The following is a 16,718-nucleotide window of genomic DNA, read 5'->3' as shown; positions in this document are numbered from 1 at the left end:
TTATTATAGGATTATACTTCATCAATAAGGGTAAAGTATAACATAAGACGAAAGGGTGATAAGATTGTTAAACTTTCAAACAATTATTGTCGGGTATGATGATTCTGAAAACAGCCGTCACGCATTGGAAAAAGCACTTTCTTTCTCTACGACTGACACAAAAATCATTTTAGCTCATGCTGATGAAGAAGTGATTGAAAATTCTTATTCAGCAACTGAAAAAAACCCTCAGTTAAGATCGAATAATATGATTGTTGAAGGCATGCAAATACAGCCGCTCCATATTAGTAATCACGCAGAAGAAAAGACGACACATTCAACAATAATTAACAGCGTCGACCAAGCGATTACACATGCTAAACAAATTGCTGATGAAGCTGGAAAAAAATTAGAAATAAAAATATTGGGAGGCAAACCGGCAGATGCCATATGCGAATTAGCTGAAGAATTAAAAGCAGACATTATATTCGTAGGAAGTTCCTCAAAAGAAGGATTAAAAAGAATTTTCTTAGGAAGCAATAGTGAAAAAATAACAAAAGAAGCGCCATGTAGCGTAATGGTCGTCAAATAATAAGTAAAAAACCCAACTTTGTTGGGTTTTTTGCAGCTATGTATTAAATGAATTAATATTGATGTTGAAGTTCTTCAATGACTTCAGCGAATCTCTCCCTGGCAGAAGTTTCATCAAAGCTACTATAAATACGGAAATGCTCTTCGTCAATAATTCGGTAATGTTGACTAATGATATTTTGTTGCAAAACATAGCCGCTTTTATTCTGTATTTCTTTCCACCAAATCTTTCCACCTAGAGTTTTCTCTTTACGAAAATCAATTCCCTCTCTCACTACTGTTTCAATTACCTCTAAAGGCTCGTTTCCGAACAAAAACCTTACTGTCTCTGTTTCTCTAAACAATGCACATACAGCAACGACAGTCGACCAACCAGCATTGGCCCGGCCTTTTTCAATTTGTACAAGTGTTTTTTTTGAAACACCAACGATTTCTGCCATTTTGTCCTGTGTATAACCAGCTTCAGTACGAATTAAGCGCATCTTTTCCGAAACTTTTAATATGATTTCATCTCTAGTCAAAATCATTTCATTCCCTTGATTTATTTTTCGTGTATTTTTACACCTTTTCATATCGATTATAATTAAATTTTTCGAACCTTTCAAATAAAAATCGAAATGAATAAAAATATACATCATACATTTTTTTAACAAATGTCATTTTGTGTTATAAAAATATTTAAAAGTCCAATCCACATCGATTGATAATCATATTAACATTGCAAGAAAGATTACTCAAATGAACATAACCTAATTGCAAATAATTAAGAAATACGGACTATATAAAATGGATTATTTTTAAAGAGAAGCAGGCAATTTTCACCACCACCTACCACTGATCAAATATTATTATTTTTTGTCAAAAAGTACGTTCCTCATATGTATGATGGCATCCTTCTCCTATTCATAACCGCTTAATAATATTATTTCAATTATAAACTTATCCTTTAAAACCCATAAAAAAACCGAACACATGTGAATCTCCTTTAAGAAGAATTCACATGTTGTTCGGAAGTAATGCATGACGCATGAATTATTTATGCATTATTAATTATTATTTAGCTAATTTTTTTTCGCGTCTTTCTTCTGCAGCTGTATTATAAACTGCACAAGCTGCATCCCCTGTAATATTCACAGCTGTACGCGCCATATCTAATAATCTGTCAATTCCGAGAATTAACGCAATTCCCTCTACAGGTAAACCAACTGATTGTAATACCATGGCAAGCATAATTAAACCTACACCCGGTACGCCTGCTGTCCCAATACTAGCAAGGACCGCTGTTAGAACTACTGTCACTAATTGACCAATACTTAAATCAATACCATATACTTGAGCAATAAAAATAGTCGCTACACCTTGCATAATCGCTGTTCCATCCATATTAATCGTTGCTCCTAAAGGTTGAACGAAACTACTAATATGCTTAGGTACTTTTAAGTTCTCTTGGGCTACTTCCATTGAGATTGGTAAAACAGCATTACTGCTAGATGTACTAAATGCCACTCCCATTGCCGGTGTAAACCCTTTAAAGAACTTCAAAGGATTTTTTCTACCACCTAAGAAGTATACTGTACCTCCATATACAATAATTAAATGTATGATTAGTGCAGCAACAACTAGGATGAAGTATAAGCCCATTGCTTTAATTGCTGAGAAACCTTGACTTCCAATTGCTGAAGCAATTAAACCAAAAGTTCCGTATGGTGCAAATTTCATTACAACACCAACAAGATACATCATAATCTCATTGCCTTGTTCAATTAGCTTTATAACACCTTGTGTTTTTTCTCTTAACATCGTTAGAGCAAAACCAATAAATGCTGCAAAAACAATGATTTGTAACATATCACCAGAAGTCATCGCTGCAAATGGATTAGCAGGAATCATATTAAGTAAGGTATCACTTACTGGTGGTGCTTCTTCTGCATTGAATTCAGCATTAGCTGTGTCAAATGTGCCAACTTCGCCAGGCTTAAATATTAAAGCCAAAGAAATTGCAATGACAATAGCTATTGCAGTTGTTACAAGGAAATATGAAATGGTTCTAACACCGATTCTCCCTAATTTTTTCGGATCCCCTAGTCCAGTAAATCCGAGAATTATTGAGAATAAAACTATTGGTACAACTAACATCTTAATTAAATTAAGAAAAATTTGTCCAAGTGGATAAAATAACCACGTATCTAGTACTTCAAATACGTTTGGAGCGGTTACATTTAAGATAATTCCAACAACTGCACCGACAAGTAACGCAATAATAATTTTTGTGGTAATTTTCATAGAAGTCCTCCCATAAAATAATATACTCGAATTACAATCGTAATATATAAAAGTGTGTTTCTGCAAAACATTTTGTCCATTCGTGATAAAAAATAGAACTTTATACCCATAATAATGGTTTTATTTTACTTTTAAATGTCGAAAGGGTGAGATTTTTGTCGAAGTGGAAAATGAGTATCGATTCCTCTCTTAAACTTCACTTATTAGAGCCTTATCATTCAGAAGATTTTTATTTATTAATCGAAAAAAATCGTGCGTATTTAGCTGAGTGGTTGCCATGGGTGCAATTCACAGATAGTATTGAAAAAACAAGTGCAATGATTTCCTCATGGCTCCAACAATATCATACACAGAACGGGATTTTTTTAGGTATATTTATAAATCAAAAATTAATCGGTTCTATTAGTCTTCATACAATAGACTGGCAAAATAAGCAAGCAAGCATTGGTTATTTATTAGACCAGACACATCAAGGAAAAGGTCTTATTACGAAATCAGCTAATCACCTCATTAACTATACGTTTTCTCTTTTACATCTTCACCGCCTAGAAATCAAATGTGCCGTACAAAATGAAAAAAGCCGTAAAATACCAGAAAGATTAGGTTTTACTCAAGAAGGTATTCTCAGAGACAACGAATACATTAATAACCATTTTCATGACCTTGTTCTTTATTCTCTGTTAAGTACAGATCACAATTGGTAAAAGATGTATGAATATTATACCCTTAATTGAGCCTAAATGGAACAGTAATTCGTTCTTTCGACCTTCATATTTACAGAATTTTCGAATAAAATAGTCTTAAATAAGAAGTTACCCTTTGACTGATTATATTTTCTTAACGTATAATTATTTTTAAAATATTCAAACTGAGGTGGTAAAATGGGATATTCTATCGCATCGGTGGATTAGCGAAAATTAAGTTATTGCATGAAATAGTCTTAAATGAAGTTTTTTCTATTTATGATGATGAACTTACTATGGAAAAGAAATACAGTGATTTACATGGTAATCGAAGCTATTCCATATTTTTTTAAATTAAAGACGATAAATCTTTACCTCTAAATTTGAAATAGGAAAATTTAAGTATATATCAAATAGATACTTAACTCATTGATTGCTTCGATTGCTTGTTATAGGAGCTCATCTATTTTTCAATTCTCAGGAGGTGACACCCTACCCTTTATTGGGTTTAGGGGAATTTATTTGGACATATTAAACTTGGTTATTGTTGCCATTTTAATTGGCTTAACGGCATTCTTTGTCGTTTCAGAATTTGCTATTGTGAAAGTACGGAGCTCAAAAGTGGATCAATTAATCGAAGAAGGTAGCAAGAGAGCCATCTCAGTAAAAAAAGTAACTACTCATTTAGATGAGTATTTGTCTGCCTGTCAATTAGGTATTACGATTACGGCATTAGCTCTCGGTTGGCTTGGTGAAACAACATTTGAAAATCTACTTTTACCGATATTCCAGTTGTTTCATATACCTGCCTCATTATCTCATATTTTGATTATTGCATTCGCCTTTACCATCGTTACATTTTTACATGTTGTCGTTGGAGAGCTTGCGCCGAAAACAATTGCTATTCAGAAAGCCGAAACGGTCACATTAATGGTAGCCAAGCCTTTAATTTGGTTCTATCGCATTATGTTCCCATTTATCTGGGTGCTAAACGGATCTGCCAGATTGTTAACAAAAATGATTGGGCTAAAACCTGCTTCTGAACACGAAATGGCTCACTCTGAAGAAGAATTAAGGATTATTCTTTCAGAAAGTTATGAAAGCGGGGAAATCAACCAATCGGAATTTAAATATGTGAACAAAATATTTGATTTTGATGACCGCATTGCGAAAGAAATTATGGTCCCACGTACAGAGATTATTTCTATTTCTAAAGATGATACCCTAGAGGAATTTTTACCTACCGCCAAGAATGAAAAGTTCACACGGTATCCCATTATAGACGGTGATAAAGACCATATCATCGGTATGATCAATGTGAAAGAAATCTTAACGGACCTAATTTCTTCTAAGTCTCAGTCAACAATAAAACCGATATCCACTTATATTCGTCCTATCATTCGTGTAATCGATTCTACACCGATTCATGATTTGTTGTTAAAAATGCAAAAAGAACGTATCCATATGGCTATATTGATGGATGAATATGGTGGAACTTCAGGATTGGTGACCGTTGAAGATATTATCGAAGAAATTGTCGGTGATATTAGAGATGAGTTTGATGTGGACGAAGTACCAAGTGTTCAAAAAGTGAAAGATAATCATTATATCTTAGATGGAAAAGTTTTAGTTAGCCAAATTAACGATATTTTAGATATTTCCATCAATGATGAAGATGTTGACACAATAGGTGGTTGGTTGTTAACTGAGAATTATGAAGCCAAAGAAGGCGACTTTATTGAACAGGAGAACTTTGTGTTTACTATTGTAGAAATGGAAGATCACCATATCAAATTAGTGGAGGTATACAAGAAACCAGTAATTGAAGAAATAGCTCCTTCCCAAATTCCTTTGTCTACAGAATCACAAGTCCAAATATGAAATAAAAAACCGCGCTGAAATTCAGCGCGATTTTTTTATTTTGCCATTCATTTTTTAGGAAAAAACAATCGGAAAATGGTTCCATTATTTGTTTCACTTTGAACATCTATTTTACCACGGTGTAAAGAAACTAATTGTTTTACGATTGACAAACCAATCCCAAATTCACCAAAATAACTGTTCGTTCTTGAACTGTCCGCCTTGTAGAATCTTTCCCAAATCCAATCAACTTCTTTTGGATCTATACCAATTCCATTATCTTCAATTTCAATACAAATATCATGCTCATTCTCAAAGGCGCGCATGGATATCCATCCGTTTTCTGTGAATTGAATACTATTTTTAACAATATTAATAAGAATTTGAATCAAGCGGTCATAGTCAGCATGAATATAGATATCATCTGCTGCCTCAATATAAATTTGGTTATTTTTTTCATCTGCTTGCATTAGAAGCTGTTCACTTACGACTTCAAATACCTCAATAGCTTGAATATCAATCATATGTAATTCTAATTGGTTTGAACGAATCTTCTCATAGTCTAAGTTTTCATTTACTAATCTAATCAACCTTTTAGCTTCACGGTCAATTAAATTCATCCCTTTATCAACTTCCTCTTCAGGAATCAATTGATTTTTAATTCCTTCTGCTAATCCACTAATAGTCGTTAATGGTGTCCTTAATTCATGTGAGACATCGGCAAGAAATTTTTGTCTGCGATTTTCTAGCCTTTCAATTTCCTCTTGAGATTTTTTTAATTGCACAACCATCTCATTAAAATCCCTTGCTAAATAACCTAAATCATCCTTGGAATCATCTGGCACATTTACATTATAATCGCCTGATGAAATCATTGAAGTTGCTTTTCTAAACGCTCTCACTCTAGTTGATAAGTTACGGGAGAAGATTAAACTTAAAAAGATTGCTGCCGTTGCAGCTATAGCAATCGTATACAATAAATATTGATTAAGCTGTCCAATCATTTTTAAAGACGTACTTATCGGCGAAAGTAATAAAATTCCACCGGTTATGTTTTCACCTTCCATTGACGGTAAAGCTACTAATGATACTTCCTGTTCAAACCGTTTAATATCATGAAGGATTGTTACAGACTCACCTTTTGACAACTTTTCCCACTCTTTTTGGGAAAGGCGTATACTAGGGTCCATAGAAACATTGGGGTAGATGATATCTGCATTACTATCGAATAAAATATATTGAATATTTCTTGCTTCAAGTAGCTTACTATATTTATTCAAAAAAGTTTGTGGACTTTCTTCATGAATGGATACATCTTCTAAAATCTGCTGGCCATATTCATTTAATTCTTCCACTTTGTTTTCGAATATATAACTTCTTACAAATTGTGAAAAAATCAAACCCATTAATAGAAACGCCAGTATTAGAATAAGAACATGACTGGATAGCAGTTTAAGAAAATATTTATTTCTCATAGGTATCCGTCGACTCATCAAATTTGTAACCTACACCCCACACAGTATGGATAAATGGTTGATCTGCACTGCCTATCTTTTTCCTTAAACGTTTAATATGAACATCGACTGTCCTTTCATCTCCATAAAATTGGTATCCCCATACTTTATCGAGTAATTGCTCTCTCGAAAATACTTGTTTTGGATGGGTAATAAAGTAATACAATAAATCGAACTCTTTAGGTGTTAAATTTGAAAGCAGTTCATCTTTAAAGTAGACTTCTCTAGCTTCTTTACTAATTTTGAAAAAATGGCTTGTCGTAAAGTGATGATCCTTCTCTGTTGTATCTGATTGAAATCTTCTAGATACGGCTTTAATCCTCGCCATTAAAGTTAACGGGCTAAATGGTTTCGTCACATAATCATCCGCACCCATCTCAAGTCCAAGTACTTGATCAGATTCACTGTCTTTCGCTGTTAACATAATAATGGGCACACTGCTAATATCACGGATCTTTCTACATAATGTTACACCGTCCATAGCTGGGAGCATCCAATCGAGTATAATTAAATCCCATTCTCCTTTATTAAACGCCTCAAATCCTGATTGTCCATCGTGGACAAAGGTTCCTTTATATCCTTCTTTCATGAAAAACATTTCAAGCATTGTACAAACACTTTCATTATCTTCAACTACTAATAAATTCATGTATAACCACCATCCTTTAAACAGGTAATCTAAGTTTATTGTATAGGTATATTTTCATTTTAATAAAAGAATTATATCTCATTTATGTGTCAAAACGGTGTTAAAAATATGAAAGTCACATTTCGTCATCACTAAATGCAATCGAAAGATGACTTCGATATTTATTTTCGATTTTAACAAAGGTATACTTATGATAAATAGGAAGGTGAATAAAATAATGAACGACAATCCATCTTATAACGAATTAGACGAAGAAACTCTTTTTTTAGTCACACAAACTTTTAAAGCCTTATCTGATCCGACAAGGCTTAGAATCCTACATTTACTTTTTCACGAAGAACACTCGGTAAATGAGATTGCCGATAAGCTCTCTCTGTTGCAATCAACTGTCTCCCATCAATTAAGATTCCTAAAAAACTTGAGGCTAGTTAAATTCCGACGTGAAGGAACTACTTTATATTATAGTCACGATGATGAACATGTTATGCATTTATTAAAACAAACAATAGAACATACTCGCCATTCTTAATTACACACGTCCTCATGGTTTGGACAACCACTGCTTCTGCCTTCAACTTGGATTGTACTATGATTGATGCCAAATTGATGAGAAAGTAATTCTTTTGTTTCTTTGAGGACAGTATCATGGTGCCCATCATCATTTAAGACAATATGGCAACTAAAAGCAGGGAATCCTGAAGTAATCGTCCAGAGATGTATATCATGTACATCCTCTACATTTTGAAGTGTTTTGATGGAGGCTTTAATTTCCTCAATTTGCATCCCGTCAGGTACCCCTTCCATCAATACATGAAAGGCTTCTTTTGTCACTCTATAGCCGCTATTTATAATCAAAATAGCAACAATTAAACTTGCTATTGGGTCAGCAATACCCCAGTCAAAAAAGTAGATCAGTAAACCTGCTATAATCGCTCCTACAGAGCCTAGTAAATCTCCAATTACATGAAGAAACGCACTTTTCACATTAAGGTTTTCATCTTTGTCACCTTTCATTAAGATAACAGCTGCTACTATATTGATAAGAAAACCAATTGTAGCAATTGTTAACATACCTAAGCTTGCTACTTCTGGCGGTGAGATAAACCTTTTCACACTTTCAATCATGATAAGAATAGCGATGACTATTAATGTTACCCCATTTATCGCCGCCGCTAAAATTTCAAACCTTTTAAATCCGAATGTTTTTTTGTTGGTTGATTCCCTTTGAGCTATCTTGATGGCAATATAGCTTAACCCTAACGCTCCTGCATCACTTAACATATGGCCTGCATCTGATAAAAGTGCTAAACTATTCGTCCACAGACCACCAATAAACTCAATAATCATGAATCCAAAAATTAAACAGAAGGTAAGTAATAATACATTTTGATTGTTAGACGAATGATGATGATGAGAATGGGAATGATCATGACTCATTATAATTCACCTCTTATATATGAATATATGTTCATATATTACATTATGAAGAACTAAACGAAATTGTTCAACTGTTTTGTATGAAATCGAATGAAAAGTTTGTTTATAGTCCAAAATATGGTATTGTTTACAAAAATAATATTTTACACATAATAACAAAACCATACGAACAAAGCTTCTTCAACAGAAAGTAGGATTTTTCATGATAAAAGCACTCATCAACCGTAAAGCATATTTTATTTATAAGTTCTTAATGATCATTGCTGGTGCTACACTTGCTGCTTTATCAATTGAATTATTTCTTATACCAAATCTGATTATAGATGGTGGCATTATTGGTATTTCCTTAATCGTTAACCATTTAACAACCATCCATTTCGGTGTATTATTTATTTGTTTTAATATTCCTTTTTTAATTGCTGGTTATAAGCTATTAGGAAAAAGTTTTTTTCTTGCTTCCCTAATAGGCATTATCTCTTTAGCAGGAGTCGAATCACTATTTCATCATACCTCTCCTTTTACATCTACCCCGTTACTGGCAACAGTATTCGGAGGTGTCATCCTAGGAGCAGGAGTGGGGCTAGTCATTCGACATGGTGGTGCGTTAGATGGAACTGATATTATGGCAATTCTTTTAACAAAAAAAATCCCCTTTTCTATAGGGGAATTTATCATGTTCTTTAATATTTTCGTTTTTGTCTGGGCAGGATTCGTCTTGGGGTGGGAACAAGCCATGTATTCAATCATCACTTACTATATTGCTTCTAAAACGATTGATATGGTTGTACAAGGTTTTGAAGGAGATACGAAAGCTGTGCTCATCGTTTCTGACCATTATAAGGAGATGGCTGATTGTATTATTACAAAGCTAGGAAGAAGTGTGACGAAGTTGAACGGCAAAGGTGGATATATTAATACTGATAAAGAAATTATTTATGTTGTTGTGACTCGATTAGAAATATCTAAACTTAAAACTATCATTGCTGAGATTGATCCTCTTGCTTTTACAACCATAATGGACACACAAGAAGCACGAGGTAGTAAATTCAAATCTGCTCTTCATTAGTTTTAAAATACTGCCATTCATCTATTGCTGTTTAACCACCACCCATAAAAATACGAACAGAAGCGAATCCTCAACTGTTCGTATTTGTCATGATCATTGAATTTTCAGTGGTCACCTTTATAGATATTTTCTATGAAGCGCCTTTCCATCATAAGTAAAAACCATTTCCTTCTCTTCTACAATTGTTTCCATATGAACCGCTCTTCCCCATAACTGATATACATAAGGCAGAACTTTCTCTAAGTATTTCAAATCAAGCTCAATCCCTTCAAACCAATGCTTTAAATACAACTCACCATTCTTCATATAATCTCCATCATTTACCGTCAGATAAGGAAATCCCCCATTTACTCTCATACTAACTAGCTGATCGCGCACATTTTCCCATCCTTTATCGACAACTTTATAATCTTTTCCTTGCTTTTGAAATAAATACATATCCTCTCTCATCACTAAATCTTTTGTCAAGTAATTCCGGATAAACGAGATATCAGATTCAATTTCTCGTACTTCAAACATTTTTTCCCTACCAGAGCCAACCTCTACTCCTCTCCTAATCATTTCTTCCGTAGGGTGATTATATCGTTCTTCAATATCCTCAAAAATCTTCAAGCCAAGGTAATAAGGGTTAATACTTGTTTTTGATGGTTGCACAACACCAGCATTTAATTTCGCAAATTCCAAAGCTTCTCCAGAAGTAAGATCCATCTCCCTTAAAATTCGTTGATGCCAAAAGGAGGCCCAGCCTTCGTTCATAATTTTCGTCTCAAGTTGTGGCCAAAAGTAGAGCATCTCTTCTCGCATCATTGTTAAGATATCTCTCTGCCAATCAGTCAATTCACGGCTGTATTGTTCAATGAATAAAAGTATATCTTTTTCTGGCTTAGGTGGGAACTTCTTCATTTTTTTCTTTTTCTGTTTTACTTCTTTTTGATCAAGTCCCCATAAATCGTCATAAGGCGTTTCAACATGGAAAGACGAGCTCTCTTCTTCTTCTTCATGATCCCAAATAAATTTCGGGCGCATAAGAGAAGGATCTATATGCTCTTCAATAGCTAAAATGGCATCTAAAAATGTCTCTACTTCTTTTTTTCCATAGTCAATTTCATATTTTCTAATACGCTCTGCCGTAGCAGACATGCTTTCAACCATATCTCTCTTTGTATTTTGGAATCGAACATTATTTTTAAAAAAGTCACAGTGAGCAAGGACATGTGCGACAATTAATTTGTTTTGAATTAAAGAGTTGGAATTTAATAAAAAAGCATAACAGGGATCAGAGTTAATCACCAATTCATATATTTTCGACAAACCGAGATCATAATGTAGTTTCATCTTAAAAAATTGCTTTCCAAAACTCCAGTGGGAAAACCTTGTTGGCATCCCATAAGCACCAAAAGTATAAATTATTTCTGCTGGACATACCTCATATCTCATCGGATAAAAATCCAGCCCAAAACCTGTGGCGATTTCTGTGATTTCGTCTATTGCATACTCTAACGATTTATGTTCACTACCAAGCATTCTCTCACTCCCTATCTTCACCTTTAACATAATCTATGATAGAAAAAAGAGAATGATGAGTATACTTCAGTCTTTCAAACAAGACTTTTAGTGATCCATTTAATCCTCATTTAGACAAACAAAGGATGCCCTTAAAATGAGCATCCTTTGTGAAATAATTATTTTTTTCTAAAGGAGACGCTAGGCGTTTACTACATTCTTTTCACTTTCGCTCCTGCTCTTCAACAGTTAAATTTAAAAATTTACTATCGTCTAGTCGATGAGTTACTTTAACAAGCACAGTCAAATCTTTTCCATCCTCTTTTACTTGAAATATAAAAGTATCAATGACTTCATTTTCTGAAATCATCCGTCTTCCAGCATACTGATAATCAACAACTTCTTCCTCTGGGTAATCTTCCTTCACAACCACTGTTGCAATTCTGCCGTATTTTTTATAATCGACTTTCTCTTTATGTTCTCCATGTGTATGTACGTCGGCAAATACTGGTGCCTGAATGTAGTTTAAACATACTACAGTAAGTAACAATAAAAGTAGCTTTTTCATACAATAAACCCCCGTTTATCTAAAATTACTACTTCTATCTTTTTCAAATTGTAACTCGATTATGTATCAATGTAAGAAATTTATTTTTATACAGGTAAAACTTGATAAACGTGCAATAACAGGTTGACCAAATTTTTGGTTGAAAAAATAATTCATTATGGCTCAAACTAATCTTAACTCCCAAGGGAGGAGAATGAAAATGAATAAAGTGGATTATGACCGTGCGTTATATTATACTCACCGATCCGAATGGGATAATTTACTCATTCTTATGGTTAGAACAAGTGATCAATTTTTAGCGAAAAAAATCGAGCATTTTCTACATGCGTACAATTTTGAAAAAGATTACACGATTATCGAACAGCATCTATATACACTTCTACGTTATATTGATCACGCCAATCAATTATCGGAAGAAGAAATGAAAACAGCTTCACCCTATTTTATGTAGAATTCCACCAAATAATGTAAGAGCACTATCTATTTGTAGTGCTCTTCTTTTATTTGACAAAGTTATTTTTCACTGCAAAAATGGCCGCTTGCGTGCGGTCATCGACGTCTAACTTTGATAATATATGAGACACATGTGTTTTTACCGTTTTCTCTGTTATAAATAAATCGGTCGCTATTTCTTTATTGGATTTACCTTTACCCATTTCGGATAATACTTCTTTTTCTCTTTTTGTAAGTTCATGCCATAAATGTATGTCCTCATTTTCATGTGAGAATTTTGACATTAAATGAGTGGTCGCTTTAGGGTGGATATAATTTTCCCCGTCCATTATTTCATTCATCGTTTTTACGAGCTCATCTGGTTCAACATCCTTAAGTTGATAACCTGATGCGCCGGCTGCTATTGCAGGGATACAATGGCTTTGATCTGAATAACTTGTCAGTATGAGTATTTTTACTTGAGGAAATTTCTTTCTAATTGCTTTAGTTGCTTCGATTCCATTCATGTCAGGCATATCAAGATCCATTAAAATAAGATCAGGCATACATTGTTCTGTTAATTTTATTGCTTCCTCTCCAGTACTTCCTTCACCAACAATATGGATATCCTTTTGTGTTTTCAAAAAAAAGATAAGCCCTTTTCTTACAACATGATGATCGTCAATAATTAATACATTCACCCGTTAGACCCTCCTCTCAATTGAACAGGCGTATAATGATCTTCGTCCCCTCCCCTTCACTAGTAGTTATTTCCATTGTACCATTCCGCCGTTCAGCTCGTTGACGCATATTTCGCAATCCATGAGAAGGTAAGAATACAGATGGACTGTAATTAAATCCTACACCCTGATCAGTTATACTCATCTGTATTATTTGTTTATCCTGGTTGAAATCAATTGCAATATCAATCTTATCCTGACCAGAATGCTTCTTACAATTCATCATTGCCTCTTGAGCTATCCTCCATAAAGTTTCTTCTGTTTGTGGAGGAATATTTGTTAATGTATTAACATGACAATGTAACTGAAGCCCAAGCATTTCACTGTATTCTTTTAATGATGTAAGCAACCCGTTTTCTAGACTTTTTGGTTGTAACTGCCAGATCAGATCACGCATTTCATGAAGTGCTTGTTGGGAAAGCTCTTGTATATAAGTAAATGTTTCTTGAACAGTTTTAGATTTTGTTATCTCTCTTCCTCCTCGAGCCGTTAAACTAACCGAAAATAACAATTGATTGACAGAGTCATGCAATTCCTGTGCAAGGCGATTTCTTTCCTCAATAAGTGCCATTTCTCGTTCCCTCTCAGTTAATGCCATTCTTTTTAATGTCGATCCTATTTGAAAAGCAACAGATTCTAATAAAGAAAGTTCCTTTTCTGTGAAATGAATTTTATTCGGAGCTCCTACATTTAAAATGCCGAACATTTCTTCACCAAAGCGAAGGGGAACTGTTGCATGATGGGTTAAACCTTCAATGTCAGCATATCCATTCTTTTTTGCCTCTTCAATTCTTTTACAATTGATAATATTACTCGCACGGTTTAATTCACCGTTATTGTAACGATTTACACACCAGCATTCTTTCGAACACATCGGAGCTAACTGATTTGTTGTTAATGCTTGGGGCAATTGATGATGTGCGATTAGTGTTGGTTCATGGTTCTTGATTAAAAAAAGCCAGCCTGTTTGTAATTGAGTGACTTGTAGCAATCTTTCTAATACAGCAGACAATGTTTCTTTCATTTCGCTTCCTTCATTAAGTAATTCCGCTATTTCCTTAAGTATGACTGCTTCACGAATTTGTTGATCCGCCATTCTCTTTAACCCTCTCTTTATGACTATTATAACGAGTATTTATGTAATGATCTTCATTCGCATCGATGAAAATATCTCAGCCTAAGGTCGTATATATGAAGCTTATTTGCTACTACTTTTAACTAAAATTGGTGAATCCTCAGCAATTATCCTCAAAACGCGAATCCACTTTGTTTGGCTTTAAATAAGCTACTGCTAAAACAAACCTTTACTACAATGATCTCTTTAATGAACTTTACTTTTATTTACCCTAGGGTTCATGAGGGATTAACAAGGCCATTACTTGAATAAAAAAATCGAACATATTCTCATCCTTTAAGATTTGAATGATGTTCGAATTTTTTTAGTTTTTCAATTCCTCTTGTATCAATTGATCCACTTTCTTCATTAGTTCCACTTGAACATGGTCAAGCTTTTCTTGACTCAAGCTTAATGATTCGCTTTTAACACCGAAGTAAAACTTAATCTTTGGTTCCGTTCCTGATGGGCGTAAACAAATCCATGTACCATCAGCGAAGAAGTACTTTAATACATTAGATTTCGGAAGATGAATATCCGAACGATGATCACTTTCTGTACGAATACTTGTTAAATAATCTTCTGTCGCGATATGACTAAGACCTTCTATATCAATTGAAGATGCATTTCTAAACGTAGAGAGTATGTTTGCAATTGTTTCTGTACCTGCTTTGCCTTTTAAAGTTATCGACTTTAATCCTTCACGGAAATAACCATACTTTTCATAAATCATCATTAATACATCATAAAGGGTTTGGCCCTTTTCTTTATAAAAAGCAGCTGCTTCAGCAATTAATAGTGCTGCTTGAACAGCATCCTTATCTCTTGCAAAATCACCAATCAAATAACCATAGCTTTCTTCATAACCAAAAAGGAATTTATACTCACCTGTTGTTTCATATTCTTTTATTTTCTCAGCAATAAATTTAAAGCCTGTAAGTACATCTTTTGTAGTTAAACCAAACGAAGCTGCAATTTCTCTTCCTAGCTCTGAAGTTACAATTGTTTTCAATACAATTCCATTTGACGGAATGCTATCTTTATCCTTCTTTTGTGCTAGCATGTAGTAAAGAATTAGAGCACCTGTCTGATTGCCTGTCAGAAGCTCATACTCATTTTTATCATTTTTAACTGCTATTCCTAATCTGTCCGCATCGGGGTCAGTAGCAATAAGTAAATCAGCATTTACCTCTTTCCCTTTTTTTATAGCCAACGTAAATGCAGACCTTTCTTCAGGATTAGGGCTATCTACTGTAGGAAAATCACCATCAGGTTTTTCTTGTTCCTCTACAATATGAACATGCTTATAATTCAAGCTTGCAAGCCCTTCTCTAACCGGTTTATTGCCAGTGCCATGTAATGGAGAAAATACGATAGAAAGATCCGTTTTTTCTCCTATAGAACGGTCTTCTGAAATTGTCTGTAACTTTTGAACATAAGCACGATCAATAGATGCGCCGATTGTAACAATCAGTTCTCTCTCTCTTAACAGTGCTTCTTCTTCTACTTCAATAAGTAACTCGTTTTCAATTTGATTTACTTTTGCTATAACTGTATCGGCATCTTCTGGTATCAATTGTGCTCCATCCGGCCCGTATACTTTGAAACCATTGTATTCTTTTGGATTATGACTAGCCGTAATGACAATACCAGCATATGCATGCAAATACCTTACAGCAAACGAAAGCTCAGGTGTGGGTTTTAACTCATCGAAGATATATGTTTGAATATCATTTGAAGCAAGCGTTTTTGCCGCTTCTAAAGCAAATTCTGGTGACATATGTCTTGAATCATAGGCAATCACCACACCTCTTGCTTTTGCTTCCTGCCCTTTTTCAATTATGTATTTGGCTAAACCGTAAGATGCTTTTCTAACGGTATAAATATTCATTCTATTTGTGCCTACACCGATTTCTCCTCTCATCCCACCTGTTCCGAACTCGAGGTCTTTATAAAATGCATCTTCCAAATGGTTTTCATTGTCATTTAATTGAATTAATTCTTCTTTCATTTCAGAAGTCAATTGCGAATATGTATTCCATCTATCTACATTGCTTTTCCAATCCATCGTTTTCCCCCCTAGTTAAATGCCTCTTTCCATTATCGACTAAAATAATCCATTTTGTAAGCTATTCTCTCTTATTAAAAATAGTGGATTTTTATAAAATTTTCAATAAATTACTGCAGTTTCTGTTTCAATTTCTTTAAAGGATATATCCCTAAGAGTCCACATTCATCATTTTCCAAAAAGAACACGAACAAATAAATTTGTTCGTGCAAGGATAGCTATCTATAGAAT

General features: G+C 34.1%; 16 protein-coding genes. 6 read left to right on the top strand and 10 right to left on the bottom strand.

Annotation, left to right across the window (positions count from 1 at the left end):
* Positions 1-64 precede the first annotated feature (64 nt).
* Complete coding sequence (locus tag MHI57_RS23215) at positions 65-571, top strand: universal stress protein (RefSeq protein WP_157733753.1); 507 nt, start codon at positions 65-67, stop codon at positions 569-571.
* 52 nt (positions 572-623) lie between these two features.
* On the opposite strand, the gene MHI57_RS23210 is transcribed toward MHI57_RS23215, so the two are convergent.
* Both MHI57_RS23210 and MHI57_RS23205 read right to left on the bottom strand, forming a co-directional pair.
* A complete protein-coding gene (locus tag MHI57_RS23210) occupies positions 624-1,091 on the bottom strand; it encodes a helix-turn-helix transcriptional regulator (RefSeq protein WP_340978347.1) in 468 nt (155 codons plus the stop codon).
* Between the two features lie 532 nt (positions 1,092-1,623).
* Entirely contained in the window at positions 1,624-2,853 is a 1,230-nt protein-coding gene (locus MHI57_RS23205) for a dicarboxylate/amino acid:cation symporter (RefSeq protein WP_095369941.1), read from the bottom strand.
* A 155-nt stretch (positions 2,854-3,008) separates the two neighbouring features.
* Here MHI57_RS23205 and MHI57_RS23200 point away from each other — a divergent pair, with 155 nt between their 5' ends.
* Together MHI57_RS23200 and MHI57_RS23195 are read left to right on the top strand one after the other, a co-directional pair.
* Positions 3,009-3,557 (top strand): GNAT family N-acetyltransferase, encoded by a 549-nt coding sequence (locus MHI57_RS23200; RefSeq protein ID WP_095369942.1) that lies wholly within the window; start codon positions 3,009-3,011, stop codon positions 3,555-3,557.
* A 501-nt stretch (positions 3,558-4,058) separates the two neighbouring features.
* Positions 4,059-5,417: a hemolysin family protein gene (locus MHI57_RS23195; protein WP_307318311.1), complete on the top strand. Its 1,359-nt coding sequence runs from the start codon at positions 4,059-4,061 to the stop codon at positions 5,415-5,417.
* A 47-nt stretch (positions 5,418-5,464) separates the two neighbouring features.
* On the opposite strand, the gene MHI57_RS23190 is transcribed toward MHI57_RS23195, so the two are convergent.
* On the bottom strand, positions 5,465-6,802 hold the full coding sequence (locus MHI57_RS23190) for a HAMP domain-containing sensor histidine kinase (RefSeq protein ID WP_322909124.1): 1,338 nt from the start codon (positions 6,800-6,802) through the stop codon (positions 5,465-5,467).
* Between the two features lie 58 nt (positions 6,803-6,860).
* Positions 6,861-7,559 carry a response regulator transcription factor gene (locus MHI57_RS23185; RefSeq protein ID WP_095369945.1) on the bottom strand — a complete coding sequence of 233 codons (699 nt, stop codon included), beginning with the start codon at positions 7,557-7,559 and terminating at the stop codon, positions 6,861-6,863.
* A gap of 217 nt (positions 7,560-7,776) precedes the next feature.
* On the opposite strand from MHI57_RS23185, the gene MHI57_RS23180 reads away from it, so the two are divergent.
* Entirely contained in the window at positions 7,777-8,088 is a 312-nt protein-coding gene (locus MHI57_RS23180) for an ArsR/SmtB family transcription factor (protein WP_095369946.1), read from the top strand.
* Here the strand turns inward: MHI57_RS23180 and MHI57_RS23175 are convergent.
* Positions 8,085-8,996, bottom strand: a complete 912-nt coding sequence (locus tag MHI57_RS23175; RefSeq protein WP_340978342.1) for a cation diffusion facilitator family transporter — start codon at positions 8,994-8,996, stop codon at positions 8,085-8,087. The two genes, MHI57_RS23180 and MHI57_RS23175, sit on opposite strands and share 4 nt — an antisense overlap.
* 202 nt (positions 8,997-9,198) lie before the next feature.
* On the opposite strand from MHI57_RS23175, the gene MHI57_RS23170 reads away from it, so the two are divergent.
* Positions 9,199-10,062, top strand: a complete 864-nt coding sequence (locus tag MHI57_RS23170) for a YitT family protein (protein ID WP_095369948.1) — start codon at positions 9,199-9,201, stop codon at positions 10,060-10,062.
* Positions 10,063-10,179: 117 nt separating this feature from the next.
* On the opposite strand, the gene MHI57_RS23165 is transcribed toward MHI57_RS23170, so the two are convergent.
* Positions 10,180-11,586: a SpoVR family protein gene (locus MHI57_RS23165; protein WP_095369949.1), complete on the bottom strand. Its 1,407-nt coding sequence runs from the start codon at positions 11,584-11,586 to the stop codon at positions 10,180-10,182.
* A gap of 202 nt (positions 11,587-11,788) precedes the next feature.
* Positions 11,789-12,133, bottom strand: coding sequence for a DUF3889 domain-containing protein (locus MHI57_RS23160; protein ID WP_095369950.1), 345 nt, complete (start codon positions 12,131-12,133; stop codon positions 11,789-11,791).
* Between the two features lie 199 nt (positions 12,134-12,332).
* Here MHI57_RS23160 and MHI57_RS23155 point away from each other — a divergent pair, with 199 nt between their 5' ends.
* The gene (locus MHI57_RS23155; RefSeq protein ID WP_095369951.1) at positions 12,333-12,584 is read left to right on the top strand and encodes a YhdB family protein; all 252 of its coding nucleotides are present in this window, start codon (positions 12,333-12,335) and stop codon (positions 12,582-12,584) included.
* 49 nt (positions 12,585-12,633) lie between these two features.
* Here MHI57_RS23155 and MHI57_RS23150 read toward each other — a convergent pair whose 3' ends face one another.
* The 3 genes from MHI57_RS23150 to MHI57_RS23140 all read right to left on the bottom strand — a co-directional run bounded on the left by MHI57_RS23150 (position 12,634) and on the right by MHI57_RS23140 (position 16,487).
* Entirely contained in the window at positions 12,634-13,266 is a 633-nt protein-coding gene (locus MHI57_RS23150; RefSeq protein WP_095369952.1) for a response regulator, read from the bottom strand.
* 16 nt (positions 13,267-13,282) lie between these two features.
* On the bottom strand, positions 13,283-14,401 hold the full coding sequence (locus MHI57_RS23145; protein ID WP_340978339.1) for a GAF domain-containing sensor histidine kinase: 1,119 nt from the start codon (positions 14,399-14,401) through the stop codon (positions 13,283-13,285).
* Positions 14,402-14,744: 343 nt separating this feature from the next.
* Positions 14,745-16,487: a phospho-sugar mutase gene (locus tag MHI57_RS23140; protein WP_095369954.1), complete on the bottom strand. Its 1,743-nt coding sequence runs from the start codon at positions 16,485-16,487 to the stop codon at positions 14,745-14,747.
* Between the last annotated feature and the right edge of the window lie 231 nt (positions 16,488-16,718).

The organism is Cytobacillus sp. FSL K6-0129 (assembly GCF_038007625.1).
GTDB lineage: Bacteria > Bacillota > Bacilli > Bacillales > Cytobacillaceae > Cytobacillus > Cytobacillus kochii.
This window is presented reverse-complemented; position numbering and strand designations above follow the sequence as displayed.

Excerpts from the sequence above, each read along its gene's own strand:
- MHI57_RS23205 (WP_095369941.1), bottom strand. The coding sequence starts at position 2,853 with ATGAAAATTACCACAAAAATTATTATTGCGTTACTTGTCGGTGCAGTT.
- MHI57_RS23190 (WP_322909124.1), bottom strand. The coding sequence starts at position 6,802 with ATGGGTTTGATTTTTTCACAATTTGTAAGAAGTTATATATTCGAAAAC.
- MHI57_RS23185 (WP_095369945.1), bottom strand. The coding sequence starts at position 7,559 with ATGAATTTATTAGTAGTTGAAGATAATGAAAGTGTTTGTACAATGCTT.
- MHI57_RS23180 (WP_095369946.1), top strand. The coding sequence starts at position 7,777 with ATGAACGACAATCCATCTTATAACGAATTAGACGAAGAAACTCTTTTT.
- MHI57_RS23175 (WP_340978342.1), bottom strand. The coding sequence starts at position 8,996 with ATGAGTCATGATCATTCCCATTCTCATCATCATCATTCGTCTAACAAT.
- MHI57_RS23170 (WP_095369948.1), top strand. The coding sequence starts at position 9,199 with ATGATAAAAGCACTCATCAACCGTAAAGCATATTTTATTTATAAGTTC.
- MHI57_RS23165 (WP_095369949.1), bottom strand. The coding sequence starts at position 11,586 with ATGCTTGGTAGTGAACATAAATCGTTAGAGTATGCAATAGACGAAATC.
- MHI57_RS23160 (WP_095369950.1), bottom strand. The coding sequence starts at position 12,133 with ATGAAAAAGCTACTTTTATTGTTACTTACTGTAGTATGTTTAAACTAC.
- MHI57_RS23155 (WP_095369951.1), top strand. The coding sequence starts at position 12,333 with ATGAATAAAGTGGATTATGACCGTGCGTTATATTATACTCACCGATCC.
- MHI57_RS23145 (WP_340978339.1), bottom strand. The coding sequence starts at position 14,401 with ATGGCGGATCAACAAATTCGTGAAGCAGTCATACTTAAGGAAATAGCG.
- MHI57_RS23140 (WP_095369954.1), bottom strand. The coding sequence starts at position 16,487 with ATGGATTGGAAAAGCAATGTAGATAGATGGAATACATATTCGCAATTG.